Below are 25,373 nucleotides of genomic sequence, written 5' to 3' on the forward strand. Positions count from 1 at the left end.
TTCCCCGAGGTAGCATCGTGCACCGGAGGGCCGCTGACGTTATGAAGTCTCACGACCTGGTCGACACGACCGAAATGTACCTGCGCACCATCCTCGAGTTGGAAGAGGAGGGAGTGCCGCCGCTGCGTGCCCGGATCGCCGAGAGGCTGCAGCAGAGTGGCCCCACCGTGAGCCAGACCGTCGCCCGGATGGAGCGCGACGGCCTGCTCACCGTCGAGGGGGACCGGCACCTGACGCTCACCGCCCAGGGCCGCGGCAGCGCCGTGTCGGTGATGCGCAAGCACCGCCTCGCCGAGCTGCTGCTGGTCAACGTCATCGGGATGCCCTACGAGGAGGCCCACGAGGAGGCCTGCCGCTGGGAGCACGTGATGAGCGACGCGGTGGAGAAGCGGGTGTACGACCTGCTCAACCGGCCGACCCGTTCCCCGTACGGCAACCCGATCCCCGGTCTTCAGGAGCTGGGTTCGCCGGCGACGGAGACCATCGAGGCTGCCGAGGGCGAGCGCAACCTGGCCTTCCCCGGCCTCTCCGGGCCGGTCGTGGTGCGCCGGATCTGCGAGAGCGTGCAGAAGGACGCCGACGTGCTGCGCCAGCTGCACGCCGCCGGTGTCGACCCGGGCGCCACGGTGACCGTGGCCCAGGAGCGCGACGGGGTGTCGATCGACCGCTCCGGTGACCGGGTCCGGCTGCCCCGCGAGGTCGCCTCCCGGGTCTTCGTCGCCGCCAGCTGACCAACCGGGCACCCGGGCGTCACAACGCCCGGGTGTCCACCTTTTTCGCCAGCGCGGCCAGGTCGCCGGTCAGCTTCTCCACCGCCGAGCGCTCACTGCCACGGGCAGCGGTCCAGCTCACCGTGGCCAGCCGCCCGTCGCCAGCCAGCCAACCCACCTCGGCGACCGGCCCATGTCCGCTCGTCGCGGCGGTGGTCCGCTTGTAGGCCTGCTGACCCAGCCCGGTGACCTTCGCCGCCCTGTCCGGCACCACGTCCGCGCCGAAGCTGGTCTTGTCGATCGTGCTCTCGGTCACGCTGAGCGTCAGCTCCGGCAGGGTCGCACCCGCGGCCCGGACCACACAGGCGTGGGTGTCGCCCTGTTCGCTGGCCGCCGCCACGTCGAAGCGGACCTTCACCACCTGCTCGATCACCGCGAAGTCCAGTAGGCGGCAGGCGCCGCCCGCGGAGGCCGCCGCCACGTCCACCGCGATCGGCACCGGCGGCGGCACCGCCACCGGCGCCGCCTCGTCCGCGCAGCCGCTCACCAGCAGCCCGGCCAGCCCGGCGACCACGATCCGACCGCGCACGTCCCACCCTCTCGCCGACCGACGGCGGAAGGCTCCCGCCAGACGTCCGTCGGACACCGTACGGGGTGTCGGTGTCGGGCGAAAGCCCCCGCTGTCGCCTATTCCGACGGTGGATCGTCCACGTACGGGCAGTGCCGGCAGCCGCGTCCGCAGCACGTGCCACGGCGGGCCAGGAAAGCGGCGCTGAGCACGAACAGCCCGCTCGCCGGGTCGAGGTAGCCGGCCTCACCGGCGGCCAGCGCGGCGTTGTGCGCGGCGAGGACCCGGGCCCGGTCGGGGTGGTCGGGCGGCAGCCGGGACGGGTGCGGCTCGGTGAGCGGCCGGTCGGCCAGGGGTCGTCGCTCTCCGGTCACCGCAGCAGTCTAGGGACGCGTCGTGGTCGGCTTCCCGCTGCCCGGAGACGCGACACGCCCCCGGCGTCGTCGCGGCGGGCGGTCGTTTCGTCGTACGGTCCGACGACGATCGGGGTCGACGCCCATCAACGCATACGGAGGGGACGCGATGCGGAAGATCGTTGTGCAGATGAGCCTGTCGTTGGACGGGTTCTTCGAGGGCCCGGGTGGCGACATCGGCTGGCACCAGGTCGACGAGGAGTTGCACCAGCACTTCAACGACGTGATCGCCTCGATGGGCGGGTTCCTCAGCGGCCGGGTCAGCCACGAGCTGATGGCCGCCTACTGGCCGACCGCCGATCAGGATCCGACCGCCAGCGGCCCGGAACGCGAGTTCGCCCGCATCTGGCGGGACATGCCGAAGATCGTCTACTCGCGCACGCTCGACCACGCCGACTGGAACGCGACAGTGGTGCGCGAGTTCGACGTCGAGCAGGTCCGCAGGCTCACCGCCGAGCCGGGCGGCGACCTGGCGCTCGGTGGGGCCGACCTGGCCGCGACGTTCGCCCGGCACGACCTGATCGACGAGTACCGGATCTACGTCCACCCGGTGCTTGTCGGTCGGGGCCGCCGACTCTTCCCCGACGCGGACGCCCCGACCGGCCTGCGACTCGTGGAGAGCCGCGTCTTCGGCAACGGGGTGGTCCTGCTTCGTCACGAGCGGGTCCGCTGACCGATCAACGCAGCTGCTTGAGTCTCCACCGGGGGGAGATACGAGGGTGGGGGCATGAGCGGGGAGACGCGTCACACGATCGGTGAGCTGGCGAGACGGACCGGCCTGAGCGTCAAGACGATCCGGTACTACGCCGACAGCGGGATCGTGCCGCCGACGGACCGGAGCCCGGCCGGCTACCGGCGGTACGGCCGGGCGGCCGTGGCCCGGTTGGAGCTGGTCCGGACGCTGCGTGACCTGGGCCTGGACCTGGCCACCATCCGACGGGTGGTGAACCAGGAGGTGCCCCTGCACGAGGTGGCCGCCGCGCACGCCGAGGCGTTGGCGGTGCAGATCCGGGTGCTGCGGCTGCGTCAGGCGGTGCTCACCGTCGCGGCGAGGCGCGGGTCGGGCCCGGCCGAGGTGGACGAGCTGCACCGGTTGGCCCGGCTCACCAGCCGGGAGCGGGGGCAGTTGGTGGCCGACTTCCTGGGCAGCGTCTTCGCCTGCCTCGGCGACCATCCCGCGTACCCGGGTGTGATCGTCTCGATGACACCGGAGCTTCCCGACGACCCCAGCACCGAGCAGGTCGAGGCGTGGCTGGAGCTGGCCGAGTTGTGCCGGGACCCGGAGTTCCGGGCCCGGATGCGGCGGCTGGCGCGGCAGCACGCCGCCGACCACGACGTACCGGGGCTGCCCCGCCCGGACGCCGTCGCGGTGGTCCGGGACGCGGTGGCCCCCGCCCTCGCGGTAGGTCTCGACCCGACCAGCCCGCACGCCGATCCGGTGGTCGCGGCCGTCACCGCCCGGTACGCGAGCCTGCACGGTCACCCGGACGACGCCGACCTGCGTCGGCGGTTGCTCGACCGGCTGGTTCCGGCCAACGATCCCCGCCGGGACCGTTACCTCGACCTGTTGGCGGTGCTCAACGGCTGGTCGACAGGCGATGCGACAGTGCCGGCGGTGGACTGGTTCATCCGGGCCCTGCGCGCCCGGATGCCCGAGCCGGCTCGGTGAGCTGACCGAGCCCGGGCGGCTGGGCGGGCTCAGCCGAACCAGGTCATCGCCTGGCCGTGGCCCCTGGCGCAGGCCAGCGGCTTTCCGTCGAGCGCGAGGACGTTGTGCAGCGCATCGCTCGGCGGCTCGGGCAGCCCGTCGTACCGGAGCACCTCCGCCCCCTCGTTCGCCACCCAGTGCCCCGGCAGCTCGCGGACCAACCGGACGAACGCGCCCCGGCGCGGAGGCGGCACCTGGTAGAGCACTGATGTGTGGAAGACCACAAGCGTCGCGTCGGTCGGCGCCCGCGCGGCCAGCGCCGGCAGGTCGTCCACCAGATCCCCGCGGACCAGCAGCGGCGGGTCGGCCGCGGCGACCGTCGCCGCGGCCCGCAGCCGGACCCGCCGGTGGGCGTGCTCCGGCCAGATCAGGGCGTCCAACCAGGACACGTCGTCGGGGTCGGTCACGTCGAGCGGGTTGAGGTCCAGGCCGGCCCGCCACACCACCTGGGGTACGCGTGGCGGCGGCACCAACCCGTTGGCCATGCAGTCGAGGACCGGCTCACCGGAGCCGACCTGATGGTCGCCGTAGCGGTACGCGTACCGGTCGGGGTAGAGGCAGAGCCCGGCCGACGCGCCGACCTCCAGCAGGGCGAGGGGCTGCGGCAACGCGGCGAGCACCGGCAGCAGGACCGCGCACCGGCCCGCCTCGTTCGTCTGGGTCGCCCGGGTGCGCATCTCCGCCTCGACGGCAGGCCAGTGCGTCACCACGAAGTCGTGGAAGGCGACCGGGTCGTCGACCGGGCCACCGAGCCAACGGACGACGCCGAACAGCAGATTCGGCTGCCGCTTGGCCGACGGGAGCCCGTCGAGCAGGGCGAGCAGGGCGGTGTCGTGGGCGACGGTCTGCGACAGGCGCTCGTACGTGGGCGACACCCCGCGCGCCTCGCGGCTGCCGAACTCGACGTACGCGTCAGCGGTCGTCATGCCCTCATCGTCGCAGCCCATTCCTCGGAAATTCAGCCCTCATTCCCGTGGGCTGACTCACCCGCCTCGTAGAGTGCCACCCGCGCTGCGTGACCTGGTGCTGCGCCGCCTCGGCGAGCAGATGTTCCGCTCGAACTACGGCCCCTGTTCGCCCAGCCCTGACCGGTCCGACGTGACCGGACCAATCAGGGCTGGGGTGTGCCCACCACCGCTCAGGGCAGTTGGCCCGGCCGGTCCACGATGGCGATGCGCAGTTGCGCGATAGCCAAATACAGGGACTCTTTACCGTTTCGCACCACCGAACTTCTGGTGCCGAGGAAGACGTGGGTGTCTCGGTCGAAGAGAAGGTCCTCGTTGCCACCGATCACGCCGGGCATCCGGATCGCCACCCCGTGCCGGCCTGCGGCGTCCACCACGTCGCCCGATATGACCACCGCTCCGGGCTCCCGTGCCAGCACTTCGAACAGCGCCGCGAGCGCGCGGGGCGGCACGTAGCCGCCACGGACCATCGACCGCGCCGTGGTGTACGCCATGCTCTCGTCCCCGTAGACGGCCTCCTCGTCGGCTCCTTCGGGGAGATGCAGGTCGACCGGGTGCTCCCGGAGGTATCGAAGCAGTTCGTCCGGATCGGATGGCAGGTCGCCGTGGTACGCGGGCGGCTGGAACGCGTCGAGGTCCTTCGTGGGATCGGCCGCATCGCCCATGCGGAGCTCCCTCAGCTCGCCCCACCCGTTCGGGTCGCTCTCCGGTCGGTAGCGTCTCTGCGTGTACGCGACTCCGCCGGCCGACTGCCACAGTTGGTTCCGGATAGTCTGGTACGGGCCGCTGTCCGGCATGTCCCGGATCGTGGCCAGGGATTCCGTGAAGACGTACTGGTCGGGTCGGGCGGTGAGCTCCGGCTGCTGCCGGGCCGCGTCGGCCGCCAAGTGGAAGATCTCCGACGCGTTGGCCGTCGGCGGTGGCTGGTCGCCCAGCCTCATCGTCTGGACCGCCAGACCACCGGCGGTCAGCGCGACCGCCAGCCCGAACGCTCCGGCGAGGCGCCAACCCCGGAGGAACTGGGTACGGCGCCCGGCAGGGTGGGCCGCCGACGCCATCTCAGCCCGTTGGGCGACGTGTGCGCTCAGATCCCTGAGGAGCTGCTCCTCGAAACCCTGCGGCGACCGTTCGGTCTCGTTCATCGTCATCTCCGTCTCATCAAGCGAGGGTGGTGACCGGGCGGGCGAGCACGGCGCGGACGAGGCGGCGGGCACGGTGCAGGCGGACCCGAGCGGCGACCGGTGACATCCCGAGCACTGTCGCCGCGTCCGCGACGGTGAGGCCGTCCACGGCGACGAGTTCGACAAGCGTTCGGGTGCCCTCGGGTAGCTCGCTCAGCGCCCGATGGGTGTGACGGGCCGCCGACTGGGCGTCGATCCGCTCCTCGATGCGAGCGATGTCGTCGGGGCCGAGGTCCCGCCGTCCGGCCAGTCGGCCGGTCACCCGCAGTCGTTGGGCCGCCCGACGCCGCTCGTCGCCGATGACGTTGCGGGCCACCCCGTACAGCCAGCCGATCTGGCTACCCCGGTCCGGCCGGTACCCGGCCGCCGACTCGATCACCGCCAGGAACACGTCGGCGGTGAGGTCGGCGGCGAGGTGCGGGTCGTCGACCCGCCGCGCCACGAACCGGCCCACCGCCTCCAGGTGCCGCCGGTAGAAGACCTCGAAGGCCACCGGATCGGCTCCGATGCCGGAGATGTCGTCGTCGGCTCGGCTCCGCTCATTCACAGGCCGTCCTCCCTCGTAGCCTTCACACCTCTTCTTCGTCAGCCGGAGCGCGGGTGTTACCGAGTTCGTCGCGGCGGACAGCATCCGCGAAAGCTCGGGTTGTGTCGTGCGGTACGAGCGGACGTTCATGCGCCCGCTCCTGCCGACTGACTGAGCCCACCCGGGGCTGACCACGGCGCTGCTGGTCCAGTTGGGCAACCGCCCTGGTGATGCGGCATCATCGAAGCACCGGCGACTGGCGGCACGGGGATGGTGTGAACCATCGGGGAGCCTGTCGCGGGCGTCGACCGCCTGGGCGCCCGCGTCGAGGAACCGTCATGACCACGACCAGCACATCCGCAGAGCAGCGCACCACGTCGGGCACAGCCCGGCTCCTGCCCGGTGCCCCCGTAGCCGAAGCCGTCCTGGCCGAGACCGCCGACGCGGCCGCCCGCCTCCGCAGCCGCGGGATCACCCCGAGCCTCGCCACCATCCTCGTCGGCGACGACGACGCCAGCGCCGGCTACATCGCGATCAAGCAGCGTCAGGCCGCCGCGCTCGGGTTCGCCTCCCCGCACGTGCACCTGCCTGCCACCGCCACCCAGGCCGAGCTGCACCAGGCCATCGCCCGGTTCAACGGCGATCCGGCCGTACACGGGCTGCTCGTGCAGTACCCGGTTCCGGGGCACCTGGACTACGACGCGGCGTTGCAGACCATCGACCCGGACAAGGACGTCGACGGCATGCACCCACTGAACATGGGGCGTCTCGCCGTCGGCCTGCCCGGCCCACTGCCCTGCACCCCCGCCGGCATCGAAGCCCTCCTGGCGTACTACGAGATCCCCGTCGCCGGTCGTGAGGTCGTCATCCTCGGCCGAGGCGCCACCCTGGGCCGCCCCCTCGCCATGCTGCTCGCCCAGAAACGCCCCACCGCCAACGCCGCCGTCACCGTCGTACACACCGGTGTTCCCGACTGGGCCCGCTACACCCGCCGCGCCGACATCCTCGTCGCCGCCGCGGGCGTACCCGGGATCGTGCAGCCTGAGCACGTCAAGCCTGGCGCCGTCGTCATCGGCGCCGGCGTCCGCTACGAAGGCCGGCGGCTCCTACCGGACGTGGACGAAGCATGCGCCGAGGTAGCCGGCGCCATCACCCCCCGGGTCGGCGGAGTCGGTCCGACCACCGTCGCGATGCTGTTCCGCAACGCCGTTCGCGCCGCCGAGCGAGCAAGCCAGTAGCCCGGTCGCCAAGATCACTTGATGTAGCGAGTGGGCTGGTAGCCCACCGCGTAACACCCTGACGAGCGTGATGCCTGTGAGTCATCAAGATGACTCACAGGCATCACGGCCAACGACAACATGCCCTCCCGCGCGAGCCTCCAGGGGACCCGAAAACGGCGCTGCCCCGGCCTCCGACGAGGGAGACCGGGGCAGCGCCGCGTTTCGCGTACGTCAGCTGCAGCCGCTGGTGGAGCCGCAGCCCTCGCAGACGTAGCAGCTACCGGCGGGGCGCATCTTCGTACCGCAGGTGAAGCAGAGCGGTGCGTCGGCGGCCTTACCGATCACGGCCTCCAGCAGTTCGGTGCTGGAACCCACGCTCGGAGCCGGCTTGGCGGCGGCCACATCGGCCATCTCCTGGGCCGGCTGGGCGACCGCCTCCGGCTTGGCGGGGGTCTCCACCGGCGCGGACGACGCCATCGCGGTGAGCTCGACACCGGTGACGGCGGCGGCCTCCGCGTCGGCCTCGGCCCGCAGCTGCGCGGCCCGCTCCGAGGCTGTGAAGATGCCCAGCTCGGCACGGCGCTCGTAGGGCAGGAAGTCCAGCGCCAGACGACGGAAGATGTAGTCCATCACCGAGGCCGCCATCCGCACGTCCGGGTCGTCGGTCATGCCGGCCGGCTCGAAGCGCATGTTGGTGAACTTGCTGACGAACGTCTCCAGCGGCACGCCGTACTGCAGGCCGATGCTGATGGCCACCGAGAAGGCGTCCATCACGCCGGCCAGGGTCGAGCCCTGCTTGGACATCTTCAGGAAGACCTCACCGAGGCCGTCGTCCGGGTAGGACGACGCGGTCAGGTAGCCCTCGGCACCACCGACGGAGAAGCTGACCGTCTCGGACGGCCGCTTCTTCGGCAGGCGCTTACGCACCGGCCGGTACTCGATGACCTTCTCGACCGCGGCCGGCGCGGCCGGTGCCGTCTCGACGGCGGCCGGCTCGGTGGCCTTGTTGGACTTGGCCACCGAGAGCGGCTGGCCGACCTTGCAGTTGTCCCGGTAGATCGCCAGCGCCTTGAGGCCGAGCTTCCAGCCCTCGAAGTAGATCTTCTCGACGTCCTCGACGGTGGCCGCCTCCGGCATGTTGACCGTCTTGGAGATGGCGCCGGAGACGAACGGCTGGATGGCCGCCATCATCCGCACGTGACCCATCGGAGCGATCGTCCGCTCCCCCATCGCGCAGTCGAAGACCGGGTAGTGCTCCGGCTTGAGGCCGGGGGCGTCCACCACGTGCCCGTGATCGGCGATGTGCTCGACGATCGCCTCGACCTGCTCCTCGGGGTAGCCGAGGCTGCGCAGGGCGCGCGGCACGGTCTGGTTGACGATCTGCATCGAGCCGCCGCCGACCAGCTTCTTGAACTTGACCAGCGCCAGGTCCGGCTCCACGCCGGTCGTGTCGCAGTCCATCATGAAGCCGATCGTGCCGGTCGGGGCGAGGACGCTCGCCTGCGCGTTGCGCCAACCGTTCTTATCGCCGATCTTGTTGCCCTGGGTCCACTGCTTGGTCGCCTCGCGGACGATCGCGGTGGCCACCGGGCTGGTCGGCTTGATCTCGTCGTTGGCCGCGGCGTGCTTGCGCATGACCCGCTTGTGCGGCTCGGCGTTGCGGGCGTAGCCGTCGTACGGGCCGACGACGCCGGCCAGCTCGGCCGAGCGGCGGTAGGCGGTGCCGGTCATCAGCGAGGTGATCGACGCGGCGACCGAGCGGCCCTGGTCCGAGTCGTACGGCAGGCCGGTGGCCATCAGCAGGGCGCCCAGGTTGGCGTAGCCGATGCCGAGCTGCCGGTAGGCGCGGGAGGTCTCACCGATCTTCTCGGTCGGGAAGTCCGCGAAGCAGATCGAGATGTCCATCGCGGTGATGACGAACTCGACGGACTTGACGAACTTCTCCACCTCGAAGCCACCGTCGGCGCGGAGGAACTTCATCAGGTTGAGCGAGGCCAGGTTGCACGAGGAGTTGTCCAGGTGCAGGTACTCCGAGCACGGGTTCGACGCGGTGATCCGCCCGGTCTCCGGGCAGGTGTGCCAGTCGTTGATCGTGTCGTCGTACTGCAGGCCCGGGTCGGCGCACTCCCAGGCGGCCTGGGAGATGGTGCGGAACAGCTTCTTGGCGTCAACGGTGTCGATCACCGAGCCGTCCAGCCGGCCGCGCAGGTCGAAGCCCTTACCGTTCTCCACCGCCGACATGAACTCGTCGGAGACCCGGACCGAGTTGTTGGCGTTCTGGTACTGCACGCTGACGATGTCGGAGCCGCCGAGGTCCATGTCGAAGCCGGCGTCGCGCAGCGCGCGGATCTTGTCCTCCTCGCGCGCCTTCGTGACCACGAACTCCTCGATGTCCGGGTGGTCCACGTCGAGGATGACCATCTTGGCCGCCCGGCGCGTCGCGCCGCCGGACTTGATGGTGCCGGCGGAGGCGTCCGCGCCGCGCATGAAGCTGACCGGGCCGGAGGCGGTGCCGCCGGAGGAGAGCAGCTCACGGGACGAGCGGATGCGCGACAGGTTGACTCCGGAGCCGGAGCCGCCCTTGAAGATCAGCCCCTCCTCCTTGTACCAGTCGAGGATCGAGTCCATCGAGTCGTCGACGGCCAGGATGAAGCAGGCGCTGACCTGCTGCGGCGACGGCGTGCCGACGTTGAACCAGACCGGCGAGTTGAAGCTGAACACCTGGTTCAGCAGCATCCAGGTCAGCTCGTGCGCGAACACCTCGGCGTCGGCCGGGCCGGCGAAGTAGCCGTACTCCTCACCCGCGGTGCGGTAGGTGGTGACCACCCGGTCGATCAGCTGCTTGAGCGACCACTCCCGCTCCGGGGTCCCCACCGCTCCCCGGAAGTACTTGGTGGTCACGATGTTGGCCGCGTTGACGCTCCACGACTCCGGGAACTCCACCCCACGCTGCTCGAAGTTGATCGAGCCGTCCCGCCAGTTCGTCATCACGACGTCCCGGCGCTCCCAGGAGACCTCGTCGTACGGGTGGACCCCCTCGGTCGTCCACACCCGCTCGATCTTCAGCCCCGCGCCTGCCTTGTTCCGTGAACGGCTAGTTGTCACGCCGTCGCCCCCCTCGTCTGCGCGGTCACCCACCGCGCGTCCCAATCTCTCGAAAAACCGTGAAGACTCAGCTGGTACGGCCGGCGGCCTCAACCGCATCGGCCCGGCCCTGCTCCCGGGCTCGCGCCGCGGCCCGCAACGTCTCGATCTCGCGCTCGAAGTCGGCGAGCGAGTCGAACGAGCGGTAGACGCTGGCGAACCGCAGGTAGGCGATCTCGTCCAGGTCGCGTAGCGGACCCAGGATCGCCAGGCCCACGTCGTGGCTGGGGATCTCGGCGGCCCCCTTGGCCCGGACCGTCTCCTCCACCCGCTGCGCGAGCAGCGCGAGTGAGTCGTCGTCCACCGGCCGGCCCTGGCACGCCTTGCGCACCCCGCCGATGATCTTTGTGCGGCTGAACGGCTCGGTCACCCCGCTGCGCTTGACGACCGCGAGCACCGCCTCCTCGACGGTGGTGAACCGCTTGCCGCACTCCGGGCAGGACCGCCGCCGTCGGATGAGCTGGCCGTCGTCGGCCTCCCGCGAGTCGACCACCCGGGAGTCAGCGTGCCGGCAGTACGGACACCGCATTCGCCCACCTCCTAAAAATGATCAACTGCGAGCGCACCGGACACCCCCGGGCACGCCGCACCGCGACGGTGCCATCCTCGGATGACGCCCGCCGTGATCGACGTTACGGGAGTGCGGTCGGTAGTCAGACCCAACCTGTAGGCAACTTACGCCCGTGTCACTACTACATCTAGGGGTCGACCGTATGTCGCCGGGGAAGCCGGGTCAAGTTGGCCGGCGTGTCCGGCGCGTCACGGACCATCCGGTCATCCCCGCCCCGCCGCACGCCCGAAGACCCAACGCCACGACCCCGCCCGGGTTACCGGCCCAGCAGGTCGGACCCGGCCGGGAAATGGTCGAGGATCGAACACCAGTACGACCTGACGTACCATTTATCAGAACATCCGTACGACCGGAGTGCTTTTTCACCCCGACACGCCGGTGAGAGGTCGTACAGATGTTTGAAAATGACTGATCTCACCTATACGGTCATGAACAACGTGGCACCACCGCACGCACCACGAGCCGACGAGGCACCCAGCGCCGACCAGGGAGGACGGACGTGACCGAGGACCGGGCCAGCCGGCCGAAGAGCCCGCAGCAGATCACCGAGGCGGGCCCCCCGGCCACCCGACGCCGCAGCGCCGCGCGCAGCCGGACGGGTCAGCCCGCCGTGCGCCCGGTCACCCCGGTGGTCAGCGCCTTCCCCGACCCGGCGACGGTCGACCTGACCGCCCGCCAGCGCCGCATCCTGGAGTTCATCCGCAACTGGGTGGAACGGCACGGCTACCCGCCGAGCGTCCGGGAGATCGGCGAGGCGGTCGGCCTGGTGTCGCCGTCCAGCGTCGCCTACCAGCTCAAGGAGCTGGAGAAGAAGGGCTTCCTGCGTCGCGACCCGAACCGGCCGCGCGCGGTGGACGTCCGCGCCCCCAGCGAGGCGATCGACGACGAGCTGTCGAGGGCCCAGCGGCCGACCCCGGCGTACGTGCCGATGCTCGGCCGGATCGCCGCCGGTGGCCCGATCCTCGCCGAGCAGGCCGTGGAGGACATCTTCCCGCTCCCCCGCGAGCTGGTGGGTGAGGGCGAGGTCTTCATGCTCCAGGTCAAGGGCGACTCGATGCTCGACGCGGCGATCTGCGACGGCGACTGGGTGGTGGTCCGGCAGCAGCCGACCGCCGACTCCGGCGAGATCGTGGCCGCCATGCTCGACGGCGAGGCGACCGTGAAGACCTACCGGCGGCGCGACGGGCACGTCTGGCTGATGCCGCAGAACCCGGCCTTCGACCCGATCCCCGGCGATGACGCCACCATCATGGGCCGGGTCGTGGCGGTGCTACGCCGGATCTGACCGATCGGCGGGTGGGTGCCGACAGCACTCACCCGCACCGCTCGTTCTCGAGGCGGATGATCGCTTCAGCGCCGATCAGTAACGGTCGCCCCGGTGACCACGCCCACCCCCGGGATACTGCCCGTACGGGTCCACTGGCGCGTCGTCGTCGCGTCGGCGGCCAGGTCGCTGACCGCGGTAGTCGGGCTCCGGCCCACCACGCCGGGGCGGCTCCGCGCGACCGGGCTGACCGCCCTCGCCGCCGTACACGCCACCGCCAGGACGACCACTGCCACCGCCCTGCGGACGACCAGTGCCACCGCCCTGCGGACGACCACCGCCACCAGCCGGGGGACGGCCGCCGCCACCGGCCGGAGGGCGTCCGCCGCCGCCGTACACGCCGGCACCACCGCCGTCCGGTCGCGGCGCACCGTAGCCACCGTCAGCCGGGGCCGGCCGGCCGCCACCGCCGTACACGGCACCACCCGCCGGGGCCGGGCCGCCACGACCCGCACCACCCGCCGGGGCCGGACCGCCACGACCCGGACCACCGCCGTAGACCGCGCCGCCGGCCGGCGCGCCGCCCCCGTAGACACCACCCCTGCGGTCGTCATCGGCCGGCAAACCGTCGACGGCTCGGCCCGCGCGCGGGCCGAACGGCTCGCCATCCGGGTCCGACGGGTCGGACGCGTCGGCGGTCGGCGGGCGGCGGCGGGCGCGAACGATGCCGAAGATGCCGGCGGCGACCAACAGCAGACCGATCAGCCCGACCGCCCCGACCAGGTACGTGATGTCGTCAAGGCTCAGCCCGGCGGTCCAGGATTTCGAGGCGGCCGGCTTGCCGCCCTCCTCCGGAGCCAGTGGCACGGCTGTCGAACTGGACGGGGCGTAGCTGAGGATGTCGAGCGGCTCGTCCTCGGCGAACCGGCCCGCTTCGGAGACGGTGAGGAACGACTTTCCGTCCGGGGTGTAGCTGATGGCCTCGCCGAACGGGTCGGCCAGCGGCGTCACCCGCGGCTTGCCGCTGGTGAGCGCGCCAACGATGTCGCCGCCACTCACGTCGAACTCGAAGGCGTCGGCGTAGGTGCGCAGGACCACCCGGGAGCCGTCCGGTGCCCGGGACGCGCCGGTGATGGCGATCCGGCCGAAGGTGTTGAGGGTGTTCTCCGTCTGGGTCTTCGGCAGCGTGAGCTCGCCGGCCTTCCGCATCGGCACCGGGTCGGTGTCGCCGCTCTTCAGAGCCGCCGACGGCGTGTAGATCTCGGCCTTGCCGCTGGTCACCTTGGTGATGATCAGCGGTTTTCCGTCGTCGCCGATGATGAGCGCCTCGGCGTCGTGCGGTTTGGCCTCGGGGTAGGAGAGCCGGTGCAACGTCGGCTGCTTGGCGCCGGTGACCGGCATCGACCAGAGCGCGACGCGGCTGCGGCGCTCCTTCGCGTCGGGGTTGTCACCGGTGTCGGCGATCCAGAGGGTCCTGCCGTCCTTGGACAGGGCGAGATCCTCGGTGTCGAACGGACCCTGCCCCGAGTAGCGGATCGGCTCCTTCGAGATCTTGCACTTGCTGTCGAGGAAGAAGACCCGCTTGCGCTCCGGGACCTCGGTGCCGTCGTTGATGACGATGAAGCCACTCTTGGTGGCGACCAGCCCGGACAGCTCCCGTAGGCGCTCGTCGGTGATCGTGCATCGCTTCTGGCCAGGGTTCGCGGCGGGCGGCCCGGACGCCCCAGGGGCGGGAGCCGCTGCGGCGACTCCGGCGAGCGCCACGGTTGCCCCGAGCAGGCCGAGGGCAACCGTGACCGAGGAAACAACGCGGCGCATTCGGCCAGTGTCGCATGCCGCGCGTTTCCGGTGGATGACGCCGTGGCCGCTCAGGACCGGCTGCCGGCCGCCTGTCCCTGCCGCTCCACGTCGAACGCCATGAGCTCCGCCGCCAACTCCGCGCCGACGCGGACGTGCAGCAGGGTGCCCTCCGGCAGGTGCGACGTGCTGAGCACCTCACCCGTGCGGTGCGCCCGAGCCACCAGGTCGCCCCGGTCGTACGGCAGCACGGCCCGGACCTCCACGGCCGGGCTCGGCAGCCGCTCCTCGATCGCCGCGCGCAGCTCGTCCATGCCCCGCCCGGAGTACGCGGACACGAAGATCGCGTCCGGCCAGAGCCGCTTGAGCCGCAGCAGGGTGTCCTCGTCGGCCGCGTCGGTCTTGTTGACCACCAACAGCTCGGGGAGCCGGTCGGCGCTGACCTCGGCAAGCACGGCGTGGACCGCCCGGACCTGCTCCTCCGGATCCGGGTGGGTGCCGTCGACGACGTGCACCACCAGATCCGCCTCCGCGACCTCCTCCAGCGTCGAGCGGAACGCCTCGACGATCTGGTGCGGCAGGTGCCGGACGAAACCGACGGTGTCGGAGAGGGTGTAGAGCCGCCCGTCCGAGGCGGTGGCCTTGCGGGTCGTCGGGTCCAGCGTGGCGAACAGCGCGTTCTCCACCAGCACGCCCGCGCCGGTCAGGCGGTTGAGCAGGCTGGACTTGCCGGCGTTGGTGTAGCCGGCGATGGCGACCGCGGGAACGGCGTTGCGGGAGCGCCGAGAGCGCTTGGTCACGCGTACCGTCTTCATGCTCTTGATCTCGCGACGCAGCCGGGAGATGCGGTGACGGATGCGCCGCCGGTCGGTCTCCAGCTTGGTCTCACCGGGACCACGAACACCCACGCCGCCGCCGGCGCCGCCGCCCCGGCCGGAACCACCGGTCTGCCGGGAGAGCGTCTCACCCCAACCCCGCAGTCGGGGCAGCAGGTATTGGAGCTGGGCCAGCTCGACCTGCGCCTTACCTTCCTTGCTCTTGGCGTGCTGGGCGAAGATGTCGAGGATCAGCGCGGTGCGGTCGACGACCTTGACCTTGGTGCGCTGCTCCAGGTTGCGCAGCTGCGACGGGGACAGCTCACCGTCACAGATGACCGTGTCGGCGCCGGTGGAGAGCACCACCGCGCCGAGGTCGTCGACCTTGCCGCGGCCGATATACGTGGCCGGGTCGGGTCGGGTACGACGTTGGATGAGCCCTTCGAGCACCTGCGAACCGGCGGTCTCGGCCAGCGCGGCGAGCTCGGTCAGCGAGTTTTCCGCGTCGGTGACAGTGCCTTCGGTCCAGACGCCCACCAGGACGACCCGCTCCAGCCGCAGCTGGCGGTATTCCACCTCGGTGACGTCGGTGAGCTCGGTTGACAGGCCCGGAACGCGTCGGAGGGACTGCCGCTCCGACAGCTCCATCTCGCCGGTGGTGACGTCGTCGAGCTCGTCCTCGACGGGGACAAAGCTCTCCTGGTCTCGCAAGCGGTTCTCCTGTCCGTTTTGATAAGTAGAACGTAATCCTGACATGACACAACGCCGAACGCACCTGCTATATGCCCATGCTGAAGGTCGCCAAAAGTGGGGGCGAATGCTGGTCGGCCGCGACAACCCGGTAGAAATGCGGGCGGCGGCCGATCGGCCGCACAGCCGTTACGGAGGGATCCCGTGGCCATCACCCGACTGCCGAGCGCCGGATTTTCGATCACCATCCGGATCGCCGTGACCGCGGACGCCTCCTCGATCGGCCGGCTCACCACCTCCGTCGGCGAGGCCGGGGCGATCGTCACGGCGCTGGACGTGGTGGACTCGGACCCGACCCATGTCATCGTCGACCTGACCTGCGACACCGCCGACGCCGGTCACGCCGACCAGGTGGTCGACGCGTTGACCGCGCTGGACGGCGTGGACGTGCGCAAGGTGTCGGACCGGACGTTCCTGCTGCACCTGGGCGGCAAGATCGAGGTGACTTCGAAGGTCGCGCTGCGCAACCGCGACGAGCTGTCCCGCGCGTACACCCCGGGGGTGGCCCGGGTCTGCATGGCGATCGCCGAGAACCCGGCCGACGCCCGGCGACTGACCATCAAGCGCAACACCGTCGCGGTGGTCAGTGACGGCTCGGCGGTGCTCGGCCTGGGCAACCTCGGCCCGGCCGCGTCGCTGCCGGTGATGGAGGGCAAGGCCGCGCTGTTCAAGCGCTTCGGCGGGGTGGACGCCTGGCCGGTGGTGCTGGACACCCAGGACACCGACGAGATCGTGCAGATCGTCAAGGCGATCGCGCCGGCCTACGGCGGCATCAACCTGGAGGACATCGCCGCGCCGCGTTGCTTCGAGATCGAGGCCCGGCTGCGCGAGGCGCTGGACATTCCGGTCTTCCACGACGACCAGCACGGCACCGCGATCTGCGTGCTGGCCGCGCTGACCAACGCGCTGCGGGTGGTGGGCAAGCGGCTCGAGGACGTCCGGGTGGTCGTCTCCGGAGCCGGCGCGGCCGGCACCGCGATCATGAAGCTGCTGCTGCGCCAGGGCGTCGGCGACATCATCGCGTACGACCGGGAGGGCGCCCTGCACCGCGGGCTGACCGGGCTCAACTCGGCGTGGCAGTGGCTGGCGGAGAACACCAACAAGGAGAACTACTCCGGCGACCTGCCCGGCGCGATCCGGGGCGCCGACGTGTTCATCGGGGTCAGCGCGCCGAACCTGCTCACCGGCGACGACATCGCCCAGATGGCGAAGGACTCGATCGTCTTCGCCCTCGCGAACCCGGACCCGGAGGTCGACCCGCGGGAGGCACGCAAGCACGCCGCCGTGGTCGCCACCGGCCGCTCGGACCAGCCGAACCAGATCAACAACGTGCTCGCGTTCCCTGGGGTGTTCCGCGGCATGCTGGACGCGCACGCCGAGGAGTTCACCGAGGAGATGGCCATCGCGGCCGCCCGGGCCATCGCCGACGTGGTCGGCGAAGAGAAGATCAACCCGACGGTGATCGTGCCGAGCGTCTTCGACTCCCGGGTCGCCCCGGCGGTCGCCGCCGCCGTACGCGCCGCCGCGCACAACCCGAGCCCGCTCCCGGCCGCCGACCCCGGCCCGGCCGACCTCCCCGAGATCGCGGCAAACGCCAGCGCCACCCCGTAACGCGCGCCGGTCACCCGGCCGATGACCCCGTTGATCAAGAGGTTTGCGTCAGGAAGAGCGCGAATTCTGACGCAAACCTCTTGATCAACGCGGGTGGGCGCGGGTGGGCGCGGGTGGGGGCGTGGGTGGGCGTTAGGGGCGGAGGGTTGTCGGGTTCAGCTCGCCTGTGGCTACCAGGACGGCGGGGCCGGAGAGCCAGCAGGAGTCGGCAGTGACCGTCACCGTTAGGCGACCGCCGGGCACGTCGACGGCGACCACGCCGGTGTCCCGGCCGGCGTCGCGCAGCGCCACGGCGCCCACCGCGCAGGCGCCGGTGCCGCAGGACAGGGTCTCGGCGCTGCCGCGCTCGTACACCCGCATCAGGGTGTGCCCGTCGGTGCCCTCGACCGGGTCGCCCGCCACGATGAACTCCACGTTCACCCCGCTCGGGAAGACCGCCGGGTCGAACCCGGGCGCGACGGTCAGATTCAGCGCGGACAGCTCCACGCCGGCCGGCAGCACGCAGACCAGGTGCGGGTTGCCGACGTCCACCACCGCACCGGTCAGGGTCAGCCCGCCGAGGGTGGCGGCGGAGCTGTCGTACACCTGGGGTCGGCGCATCTCCACGGACACGGCGTCGCCCTCGACCAGCGCGCGCACGACGCCGGCCCGGGTGGCCACCGGCAGCGCCGCGCCGGCGGGCGTGGCCAACCCGGTGTCGAGCAGGTAGCGCACGAAGACCCGGGCGCCGTTGCCGCACATCTCGGCGAACGAGCCGTCGGCGTTCCAGTAGTCCATGAACCACTCGGCCTCGCCGGCCTGACCCGCGCCGTCCGGATGCTTGGCCGCGCGGACCACCCGCAGTACGCCGTCCGCGCCGATGCCCCGACGCCTGTCGCAGAGCGCCGCGACCAGCTCGGGGGTCAGGTCGAGCTGACCGTCCGGGTCGGGAAGGAGGACGAAGTCGTTGCCGGTGCCGTGGCCCTTGGTGAACTCCACTCCCCCATCATCGCGCAGCGGCCGGCACCAGGCGCAGGGCGGCCCCGATCAGGTCCGGGGTCGCCGAGTCCAGCCAGTGGATCCGCGGGTCGCGCCGGAACCAGGACCGCTGCCGGCGGACGAAACGCCGGGTGGCCCGGACCGTCTCGTCGTGTGCCTGCGCCTCGGTCAGCTCACCGGCGAGCAGGCGCAGCACCTGCTGGTAGCCGAGCGCCCGACTCGCCGTCCGCCCCTCGGGCAGCCCGCGCCCGACCAGCTCGCGGGTCTCGTCCACCAGGCCGTCGGCCCACATCCGGTCGACCCGCAGCGCGATCCGCTCGTCCAGCAGGCCGGTGTCCAGGTCGACGCCGAGCTGCACCGACGGGTAGTACGGCGTGGGCTGCGGCAACGACGCGGCGAACGGCGCGCCGGTGAGCTCGATCACCTCCAGGGCCCGGACGATCCGTCGACCGTTGCCGGGCAGGATGCCGCCCGCCGCGACCGGGTCGGCGGCGCGCAGCCGCGCGTACAGCGGGGCCGGGCCGACCTCGGCCAACTCCCGTTCCAGCCGCTCCCGCAGCGCCGCGTCGGTGCCGGGGAACTCGAAGCGCTCCAGCACCGCCCGCACGTACAGCCCGGAGCCACCGACCAGCAGCGGCACCCGCCCCCGGGACAGGATGTCGTCAACCGCCGCGCGGGCCAGTCGCTGGTACTCCGCGACGCTCGCCGGCTCGCTGACCTCCCAGATGTCCAACAGGTGGTGCGGCACCCCGTCCCGCTCGGCGAGGGTCAGTTTCGCGGTGCCGATGTCCATGCCCCGGTAGAGCTGCATCGAGTCGGCGTTGACCACCTCCCCGTCCAGGGCGTGCGCCAACGCGATGCTCAGCGCCGACTTGCCGGCCGCCGTCGGGCCGACCACCGCGACGACCGTGCCTGTCACACCCGCTCCCAGGACGCCACGAAATAGGCCACCCCGTAGGGGGCGGAGTCGTGCAGCAGCTCGCCGCGCCACCCGCCGCCGGCCGCGCGGGCCGCGCCGGCGAGCACCTGCCAGGAGGCGCGACCGGCGGCCTTCAGCTCCGTCGACACCACCGGGTCCAGGTCCAGCAGGGCGTCCAGGTCCGCGTCGGCAAGCGCCGCGGCAACCCCCTGGTCGTACGGGAGTGCGCGCGCGTCGTCGTACCCGGGTGCCTTCTCTCCCCGGCAGGCCGACCCGTCACCGAGCACCAGCGCCGCCACCCGGTCACCGGCGGCGTCGACCTCGTCGGCGAGCGCGGCCAACTCGGCCGGGCCGGCGTCGGCGGCCACCTGCACGGCTGTCACCGGCGGTCGGGCGTCGTGGCGGGCCAGCAGCCACGCGCCGATGGTCAGGCTCAACGGCAGCACCGCGCCCCGGTCCGGCTGGCCGGGCACCAGCGGCACGTCGAGGTCGACACCCCAGGGCTGGAGGGAACCGGTCGCCGGGGTACGGATCGGGCCGGTCACCGGACCGGTGCCCAGCAGCAGCAGAATGTCCGGATCGGCGGCCAACAGCCGGCGTACGGCGGTGTCGCAGGCCGCACGCAGATCGTCCAACTCCGGGGCCGCCGAGCCGGCCACCTCGGGCACGAGCAGGGGCGGATGCGGGCAGACGGCGGCGGCGACCAGTGGCACCCGTTCACCGTAGCGGGAATCCCCGGTGCGTCTCCGAGCCGATCCGGTCATTCGGCCCCTAGGACACCGTATGGTCACGGTCGGCGATAGGCGCTCGACGCGGACCGGGTCGGACCTGTGACAATGCCGGAAGCAACTTGGCTGCGCCGTGGCGGCGACGGGGGATCAATCCCTCGACGCCGGGAGAACGAGGATGGGCACATGAGCGACTGGACTGCCTTCGGACGGGTGGACGCGGACGGCACCGTGTACGTCAAGACCACCGAGGGCGAGCGGGTGGTCGGATCCTGGCAGGCGGGAGCACCGGAGGAGGGCCTGGCTCACTTCGCACGCCGCTTCGCCGACCTGGTGACCGAGGTGGACCTGACCGAGGCGCGACTCAAGTCGGGTGCGGCGGACGCCGGGCACTCGTTGAGCACGATCCGGAGGATCCGCACCACGCTGCCCGAGGCCAACGTGGTCGGCGACATCGACGCGCTGGCCGCACGCCTGGACAAGCTGGCGATCCTCGCCGAGGAGAAGGCCGGCGAGGCGCGCGCCGCCCGGGACGCCGCTCGCGGCGAGGCCCTGGCCCGCAAGACCGCGCTGGTCGAGGAGGCCGAGAAGCTGGCCGCCGAATCCACCGGGTGGAAGACCGCCGGGGACCGGCTCAAGGAGATCCTCGACGAGTGGAAGACCATCCGCGGGGTCGACAAGAAGGCCGACGGTGAGCTGTGGAAGCGGTTCGCCGCCGCCCGGGACGGCTTCACCCGCCGCCGCGGCGCCCACTTCGCCTCCCTGGACTCGCAGCGCAAGCAGGCGCAAACGGTCAAGGAGGAGCTGGTCGCCGAAGCGGAGAAGCTCCAGGAATCCACCGACTGGGCCGCCACCGCCAACCAGCTCAAGGACCTGATGACCCAGTGGAAGGCCGCTCCGCGCGCCTCCAAGGAGGCCGAGCAGAAGCTCTGGGAACGGTTCCGGGGTGCGCAGGACGCCTTCTTCAGCCGGCGCAGCGAGGTCTTCTCCGCACGGGACAACGAGCAGCGCGGCAACCTGGAGCGCAAGCAGGCCCTGCTCGCCGAGGCCGAGGCGTTGGACATCGACGCCGACCCGAAGGGTGCCCAGGCCAAGCTGCGGGAGATCCAGGCCCAGTGGCACGAGGCCGGCCGGGTGCCCCGCGAGGCGGCGGCCGGGCTGGAGCGCCGACTGCGCGTCATCGACGACAAGGTCCGTGACGTGATGGACTCGGCGTGGCGCCGCACCACCAAGGAGGACAACCCGCTGCTCGCCCAGATGCGGGCGCAGGTGGCGGAGGCCGAGGACCGGCTGGCCCGGGCGCAGAGCGCCGGGGACGCACGCCGGATCAAGGAGGCGGAGCAGGCCCTCGCCTCCAAGCGGCAGTTCCTCCAACTCGCCGAGCAGGCCGGCTGAGCTGACGACGTCCGGAGCCCCCGGTCCCCTCACGGGACCGGGGGCTCCCGCGTGTCCATCCCCCCACGCCCTGCATCCGGCGCCCCGCACCGCGACGGGATAACCCGTCCCGATCGGGCCGCCCCGCGCCTCGCGCCTCGCGCCTCGCGCCTCGCGCCTCGCGCCTCGCGCCTCGCGCCTCGCGCCTCGCGCCTCGCGCCCCGCGCCCCGCGCCCCGCGCCCCGCGCCCCGCGCCCCGCGCCCCGCGCCAAGATCCTCGCAACTTCCCCGATGTTGCTGCCTCCGGCGCGCGCGAGACAGCAACATCCCCGATATTGCGCGGATCTTGACGACGAACACCGCCCCCGACCGGACCGGGAGCGGCGTTCGGGGGCATCCGCCGCCAAGGTCACGCTCGATCCAGGATGTAGTGGCCACGAAGCCCCGGGATGCCACTACATCCATGTTCTAGCGCGATCATGCAGCGGGCGCGGCGCAGAACGGGCAGCGGTGCGCCGGTGCGGGCGCGGGGCGCGGACGCGGGCGCGGACGGGCGGGGCGGGTACCGGGTGCGGACCCGGGGCGCGGACGCGGGGACGGGCGGGGCGAGGCGAGGCGGGGCAGGTTGACGCATTGACGCGGGCTGATCAGAATGAGCGACGGAGCCAGGTAGGGCCACCGGCACGAGGGCGACGAAGGCGGAACATCCGCCGTCGAGGGTCGCCGGTGAGCTTCCGCGAGTGACCACGTCCGCGTGACATGGGCCGTCGCGCACTGTCCGCGTACCCCTGGGGGAGCGTGACGTGCGGACGGCCGCCTGCCGGCGTCGTTTCTGGACGGCGCCGGACCTCCGAAGTGGAGCTCGAATGTTCCGTCCCAAAGCTCTCGGCGGCGCGCTCACTGCGCTCGCCACCATCGCGTCCGGCGTGTTCCTCGCCGCCGCCGTCAGCACCAGCCCGGCCGTTGCCGCTGGCACCGGTACCGGTTATCTGCACACCAGCGGCAACCAGATCGTGGACAGCACCGGGGCCACGGTCCGGCTGACCGGTATCAACTGGTTCGGCATGGAGACCGACAACAAGACCTTCCACGGTCTGTGGTCGAGCAACCCGTGGCGGGGGCAGCTCGACACGATGGCCCGGCTGGGTTACAACACGTTGCGGGTGCCGTACTCGAACGACGCGCTGAAGCCGGGCGCGACCGCCAGCGGGATCAACGACTTCGTCAACCCGGACCTGATCGGGCTGTCGCCGTTGCAGATCCTGGACAAGGTGATCGACTACGCCGGCAGCAAGGGCATGCGGATCATCCTGGACCGGCACCGGCCGACGGCCGCCGGGCAGTCGCCGCTCTGGTACACGTCGACGGTCTCCGAGGCGACCTGGATCAACGACTGGAAGATGCTCGCCCAGCGGTACGCGGGCAACCCCACGGTGATCGGCGCTGACCTGCACAACGAGCCGCACGCGGAGGGCACCAATCCGGCGGCCACCGGGGCGTGCTGGGGCTGTGGCGACACCACCCGGGACTGGCGGCTCGCCGCCGAGCGGGCCGGGAACGCCATCCTCGGTGTGCAGCCCAACTGGTTGATCTTCGTGGAGGGGGTGAGCTGCCCGAGCGGGGGTCTCTCCAACGTCTGGGACGGCGACACCAGCAACGACGAGGACTGCGGCTGGTGGGGTGGCAACCTGTCCAAGGCGGGCCAGTTCCCGGTCCGGCTGAACGTGGCGAACCGGCTGGTCTACTCGCCGCACGAGTACGCCACCTCGGTGTACCGGCAGACCTGGTTCGACGCCCCGGACTACCCGGCGAACATGCCGGCCATCTGGGACAAGTACTTCGGTTACCTCTACAAGCAGAACATCGCCCCGATCATGATGGGCGAGTTCGGCAGCACCCTGGTCGACCCGAAGGACAAGGTGTGGCTGGAGAAGCTGATGGCGTACACCGGCACCGGGGTGACCGGGATGTCCTTCACCTACTGGTCGTGGAACCCCAACTCGGGTGACACCGGCGGTATCGCGTTGGACGACTGGACCACCATCAACACTGCCAAGCAGGCGATCCTCCAGCCGTACCTGATCGCGCCGTCCGGTGGCGGCACCGGCGGGCCGCCGACCGGTGGGCCGACGGACCCGCCGGCCGGCGCGTGCACGGCCACGTACCGGCAGGTCAACGCCTGGCAGGGCGGCTTCCAGGGCGAGTTGACCGTGAAGAACACCGGCTCGGGCGCGGTGAACCCGTGGTCGGTCACCTGGAGCTGGCCGTCCGGGGTGACGCTGGGCAGTGGGTGGAACGCCACCGTCACGCAGTCCGGAACGACCGTCACCGCGGCCGCTCCGAGCCACGCCCCGTCCCTGCCGGCGGGCGGGTCGGTCACCGTGGGCTTCACCGCCAACGGCACGGCCAGCGCGCCGGGCACTGTGAAACTCAGCGGCGCCAGCTGCTGAACCACCGGGACGGCCGGTGCGCACCGCATCGGCCGCGAGCAACGTCAAGTCCATCGTGACGGCGGGCGCCGGCGTCGGCCGGATCACCGTCTGACTCGGTCCTTCGCGGAAGGGCCCCTCGTCCAGGGGCCCTTCCGTGCGGTCAGTGGGTGGCGCAACCAGCGGTGGGTGCAGGCGCGACCGGCGGTGCGCCGATCGTCGGCAGACCGAGCAGAACCCCCGGGGTACGCGGGGAGCGTCCCGCCTCGGCCGCGTCGCCGGCCCGGGTACGCCGGTGCGCCACCGGCGCACCGTCGGCGTTGAGGTGGTGCGGCGCGGCGTACGTGATCGTGGTGTGCACGATGTCGCCCGGCCGGATCTGACCGGCCAGCGACTCCCCGCCGGGGGTCTCGGTCGCGAAGTGCACCAGTCGACCGTCGCGCGCCCGACCGGACATCCGACCGGTCCGCTCGTCCTTGCGGCCCTCGCCGACCGCGACCAGCACCTCGACGGTCTCGCCCACCAGGCGCTTGTTCTCCGCCCAGGTGATCTCTTCGACGGTTTCGATCAGCCGCTCGTAGCGCTCCTGCACGACCTGCTTGGGCAGCTGGTCGTCCATGGTCGCGGCGGGGGTGCCGGGCCGCTTCGAGTACTGGAAGGTGAAGGCCGAGGAGAACCGGGCCTCCCGGACCACGTCCAGGGTGCGCTGGAAGTCGGCCTCGGTCTCACCGGGGAAGCCGACGATGATGTCGGTGGTGATCGCCGCGTCCGGCATCGCCGCCCGGACCTTCTCGATGATCCCCAGGTAGCGCTCGGAACGGTAGGACCGGCGCATCGCCCGGAGCACGTCGTCGGAGCCGGACTGCAACGGCATGTGCAGCGAGTGGCAGACGTTCGGCGTCTCGGCCATCGCGGCGATCACGTCGTCGGTGAAGTCCTTCGGGTGCGGGCTGGTGAACCGGACGCGCTCCAACCCGTCGATGTCCCCGCAGGCCCGCAGCAGCTTGCCGAACGCGTACCGGTCGCCGAACTCCACGCCGTACGAGTTGACGTTCTGCCCGAGCAGGGTCACCTCCAGCACGCCCTCGTCGACGAGTGCGCGCACCTCGGAGAGGATGTCGCCGGGGCGCCGGTCCTTCTCCTTGCCGCGCAGCGCCGGCACGATGCAGAACGTGCAGGTGTTGTTGCACCCCACCGAGATCGACACCCAGCCGGCGTACGTGGACTCGCGGCGGGTGGGCAGCGTGGACGGGAAGACGTCGAGGGACTCCAGGATCTCCACCTCGGCGGCGGCGTTGTGCCGGGCCCGCTCCAGCAGCACCGGCAGCGCGCCGATGTTGTGGGTGCCGAACACCACGTCCACCCAGGGCGCCTTGCGGACGATGTCGCCCCGGTCCTTCTGCGCGAGGCAGCCGCCGACGGCGATCTGCATCCCGGGGTGCTTGTCCTTCACCGGGCGCAGGCGACCGAGGTTGCCGTAGAGCCGGTTGTCCGCGTTCTCCCGCACCGCGCAGGTGTTGAAGACGACGATGTCCGGGGTGTCGTCGGTCGGCACCGCGCGCACGTAGCCGGCCTGTTCGAGCAGGCCGGAGATCCGCTCAGAATCGTGCACGTTCATCTGGCAGCCGTACGTCACGACGTTGTAGGTCCTAGCCACCCTCTTGGTGCCCCTTCCCCTCGGGCTACCAGGGTAGCGGCCCGT

General features: G+C 71.5%; 21 protein-coding genes. 8 read left to right on the forward strand and 13 right to left on the reverse strand.

All coding sequences use genetic code 11. The features are described 5' to 3' along the window. Positions 1–41 precede the first annotated feature (41 nt). Positions 42–731, forward strand: coding sequence for a metal-dependent transcriptional regulator (locus ACFYL6_RS22530; protein WP_387173902.1), 690 nt, complete (start codon positions 42–44; stop codon positions 729–731). Positions 732–750: 19 nt separating this feature from the next. On the opposite strand, the gene ACFYL6_RS22535 is transcribed toward ACFYL6_RS22530, so the two are convergent. Together ACFYL6_RS22535 and ACFYL6_RS22540 are read right to left on the reverse strand one after the other, a co-directional pair. Beyond that, positions 751–1,299: a hypothetical protein gene (locus ACFYL6_RS22535; RefSeq protein ID WP_387173904.1), complete on the reverse strand. Its 549-nt coding sequence runs from the start codon at positions 1,297–1,299 to the stop codon at positions 751–753. 98 nt (positions 1,300–1,397) lie between these two features. Continuing rightward, positions 1,398–1,652 (reverse strand): DUF5522 domain-containing protein, encoded by a 255-nt coding sequence (locus ACFYL6_RS22540; RefSeq protein WP_387173906.1) that lies wholly within the window; start codon positions 1,650–1,652, stop codon positions 1,398–1,400. Between the two features lie 148 nt (positions 1,653–1,800). On the opposite strand from ACFYL6_RS22540, the gene ACFYL6_RS22545 reads away from it, so the two are divergent. Then, entirely contained in the window at positions 1,801–2,364 is a 564-nt protein-coding gene (locus ACFYL6_RS22545; protein WP_387173908.1) for a dihydrofolate reductase family protein, read from the forward strand. Between the two features lie 54 nt (positions 2,365–2,418). Then, complete coding sequence (locus ACFYL6_RS22550) at positions 2,419–3,360, forward strand: MerR family transcriptional regulator (protein ID WP_387173910.1); 942 nt, start codon at positions 2,419–2,421, stop codon at positions 3,358–3,360. A gap of 29 nt (positions 3,361–3,389) precedes the next feature. Here ACFYL6_RS22550 and ACFYL6_RS22555 read toward each other — a convergent pair whose 3' ends face one another. From ACFYL6_RS22555 to ACFYL6_RS22565, 3 genes are all read right to left on the reverse strand, one after another. Beyond that, positions 3,390–4,325, reverse strand: coding sequence for a DUF2332 domain-containing protein (locus ACFYL6_RS22555; RefSeq protein WP_387173912.1), 936 nt, complete (start codon positions 4,323–4,325; stop codon positions 3,390–3,392). A 212-nt stretch (positions 4,326–4,537) separates the two neighbouring features. Further along, positions 4,538–5,512, reverse strand: a complete 975-nt coding sequence (locus ACFYL6_RS22560) for a CU044_5270 family protein (RefSeq protein ID WP_387173914.1) — start codon at positions 5,510–5,512, stop codon at positions 4,538–4,540. 10 nt (positions 5,513–5,522) lie between these two features. After that, complete coding sequence (locus ACFYL6_RS22565) at positions 5,523–6,092, reverse strand: RNA polymerase sigma factor (RefSeq protein ID WP_387173916.1); 570 nt, start codon at positions 6,090–6,092, stop codon at positions 5,523–5,525. Positions 6,093–6,409: 317 nt separating this feature from the next. On the opposite strand from ACFYL6_RS22565, the gene ACFYL6_RS22570 reads away from it, so the two are divergent. After that, the gene (locus ACFYL6_RS22570; RefSeq protein ID WP_387173918.1) at positions 6,410–7,309 is read left to right on the forward strand and encodes a bifunctional 5,10-methylenetetrahydrofolate dehydrogenase/5,10-methenyltetrahydrofolate cyclohydrolase; all 900 of its coding nucleotides are present in this window, start codon (positions 6,410–6,412) and stop codon (positions 7,307–7,309) included. Positions 7,310–7,522: 213 nt separating this feature from the next. Here the strand turns inward: ACFYL6_RS22570 and ACFYL6_RS22575 are convergent, their stop codons facing one another. Next, a complete protein-coding gene (locus ACFYL6_RS22575) occupies positions 7,523–10,396 on the reverse strand; it encodes a vitamin B12-dependent ribonucleotide reductase (RefSeq protein ID WP_387173920.1) in 2,874 nt (957 codons plus the stop codon). Between the two features lie 67 nt (positions 10,397–10,463). Beyond that, complete coding sequence (gene nrdR / locus ACFYL6_RS22580; RefSeq protein ID WP_091400542.1) at positions 10,464–10,964, reverse strand: transcriptional regulator NrdR; 501 nt, start codon at positions 10,962–10,964, stop codon at positions 10,464–10,466. A gap of 541 nt (positions 10,965–11,505) precedes the next feature. Here nrdR and lexA point away from each other — a divergent pair. Continuing rightward, positions 11,506–12,291, forward strand: coding sequence for a transcriptional repressor LexA (lexA, locus tag ACFYL6_RS22585; RefSeq protein WP_030489395.1), 786 nt, complete (start codon positions 11,506–11,508; stop codon positions 12,289–12,291). A 75-nt stretch (positions 12,292–12,366) separates the two neighbouring features. On the opposite strand, the gene ACFYL6_RS22590 is transcribed toward lexA, so the two are convergent. Next, complete coding sequence (locus ACFYL6_RS22590) at positions 12,367–14,088, reverse strand: hypothetical protein (RefSeq protein WP_387173923.1); 1,722 nt, start codon at positions 14,086–14,088, stop codon at positions 12,367–12,369. Between the two features lie 50 nt (positions 14,089–14,138). Further along, complete coding sequence (hflX, locus tag ACFYL6_RS22595; protein ID WP_387173925.1) at positions 14,139–15,593, reverse strand: GTPase HflX; 1,455 nt, start codon at positions 15,591–15,593, stop codon at positions 14,139–14,141. 183 nt (positions 15,594–15,776) lie between these two features. On the opposite strand from hflX, the gene ACFYL6_RS22600 reads away from it, so the two are divergent. Then, a complete protein-coding gene (locus tag ACFYL6_RS22600; protein ID WP_196921665.1) occupies positions 15,777–17,243 on the forward strand; it encodes an NAD-dependent malic enzyme in 1,467 nt (488 codons plus the stop codon). 132 nt (positions 17,244–17,375) lie between these two features. Here ACFYL6_RS22600 and dapF read toward each other — a convergent pair whose 3' ends face one another. The 3 genes from dapF to ACFYL6_RS22615 are packed head-to-tail and all read right to left on the reverse strand — an operon-like array spanning position 17,376 to position 19,904. Then, positions 17,376–18,221 carry a diaminopimelate epimerase gene (gene dapF, locus ACFYL6_RS22605; protein ID WP_387173928.1) on the reverse strand — a complete coding sequence of 282 codons (846 nt, stop codon included), beginning with the start codon at positions 18,219–18,221 and terminating at the stop codon, positions 17,376–17,378. Positions 18,222–18,228: 7 nt separating this feature from the next. Continuing rightward, complete coding sequence (miaA, locus tag ACFYL6_RS22610; protein ID WP_387174112.1) at positions 18,229–19,152, reverse strand: tRNA (adenosine(37)-N6)-dimethylallyltransferase MiaA; 924 nt, start codon at positions 19,150–19,152, stop codon at positions 18,229–18,231. After that, positions 19,137–19,904 carry a hypothetical protein gene (locus ACFYL6_RS22615; RefSeq protein WP_387173930.1) on the reverse strand — a complete coding sequence of 256 codons (768 nt, stop codon included), beginning with the start codon at positions 19,902–19,904 and terminating at the stop codon, positions 19,137–19,139. Before ACFYL6_RS22615 ends, miaA begins: the two co-directional genes overlap by 16 nt. 150 nt (positions 19,905–20,054) lie before the next feature. Here ACFYL6_RS22615 and ACFYL6_RS22620 point away from each other — a divergent pair, with 150 nt between their 5' ends. Both ACFYL6_RS22620 and ACFYL6_RS22625 read left to right on the forward strand, forming a co-directional pair. Next, positions 20,055–21,263: a DUF349 domain-containing protein gene (locus tag ACFYL6_RS22620; protein ID WP_387173932.1), complete on the forward strand. Its 1,209-nt coding sequence runs from the start codon at positions 20,055–20,057 to the stop codon at positions 21,261–21,263. Between the two features lie 845 nt (positions 21,264–22,108). Next, a complete protein-coding gene (locus tag ACFYL6_RS22625) occupies positions 22,109–23,692 on the forward strand; it encodes a cellulase family glycosylhydrolase (protein WP_387173934.1) in 1,584 nt (527 codons plus the stop codon). A 142-nt stretch (positions 23,693–23,834) separates the two neighbouring features. On the opposite strand, the gene miaB is transcribed toward ACFYL6_RS22625, so the two are convergent. After that, positions 23,835–25,328 carry a tRNA (N6-isopentenyl adenosine(37)-C2)-methylthiotransferase MiaB gene (gene miaB, locus ACFYL6_RS22630; protein ID WP_387173936.1) on the reverse strand — a complete coding sequence of 498 codons (1,494 nt, stop codon included), beginning with the start codon at positions 25,326–25,328 and terminating at the stop codon, positions 23,835–23,837. Positions 25,329–25,373 lie beyond the last annotated feature (45 nt).

This window comes from Micromonospora sp. NPDC007208 (genome assembly GCF_042869175.1).
GTDB classification, from domain to species: domain Bacteria; phylum Actinomycetota; class Actinomycetes; order Mycobacteriales; family Micromonosporaceae; genus Micromonospora; species Micromonospora foliorum.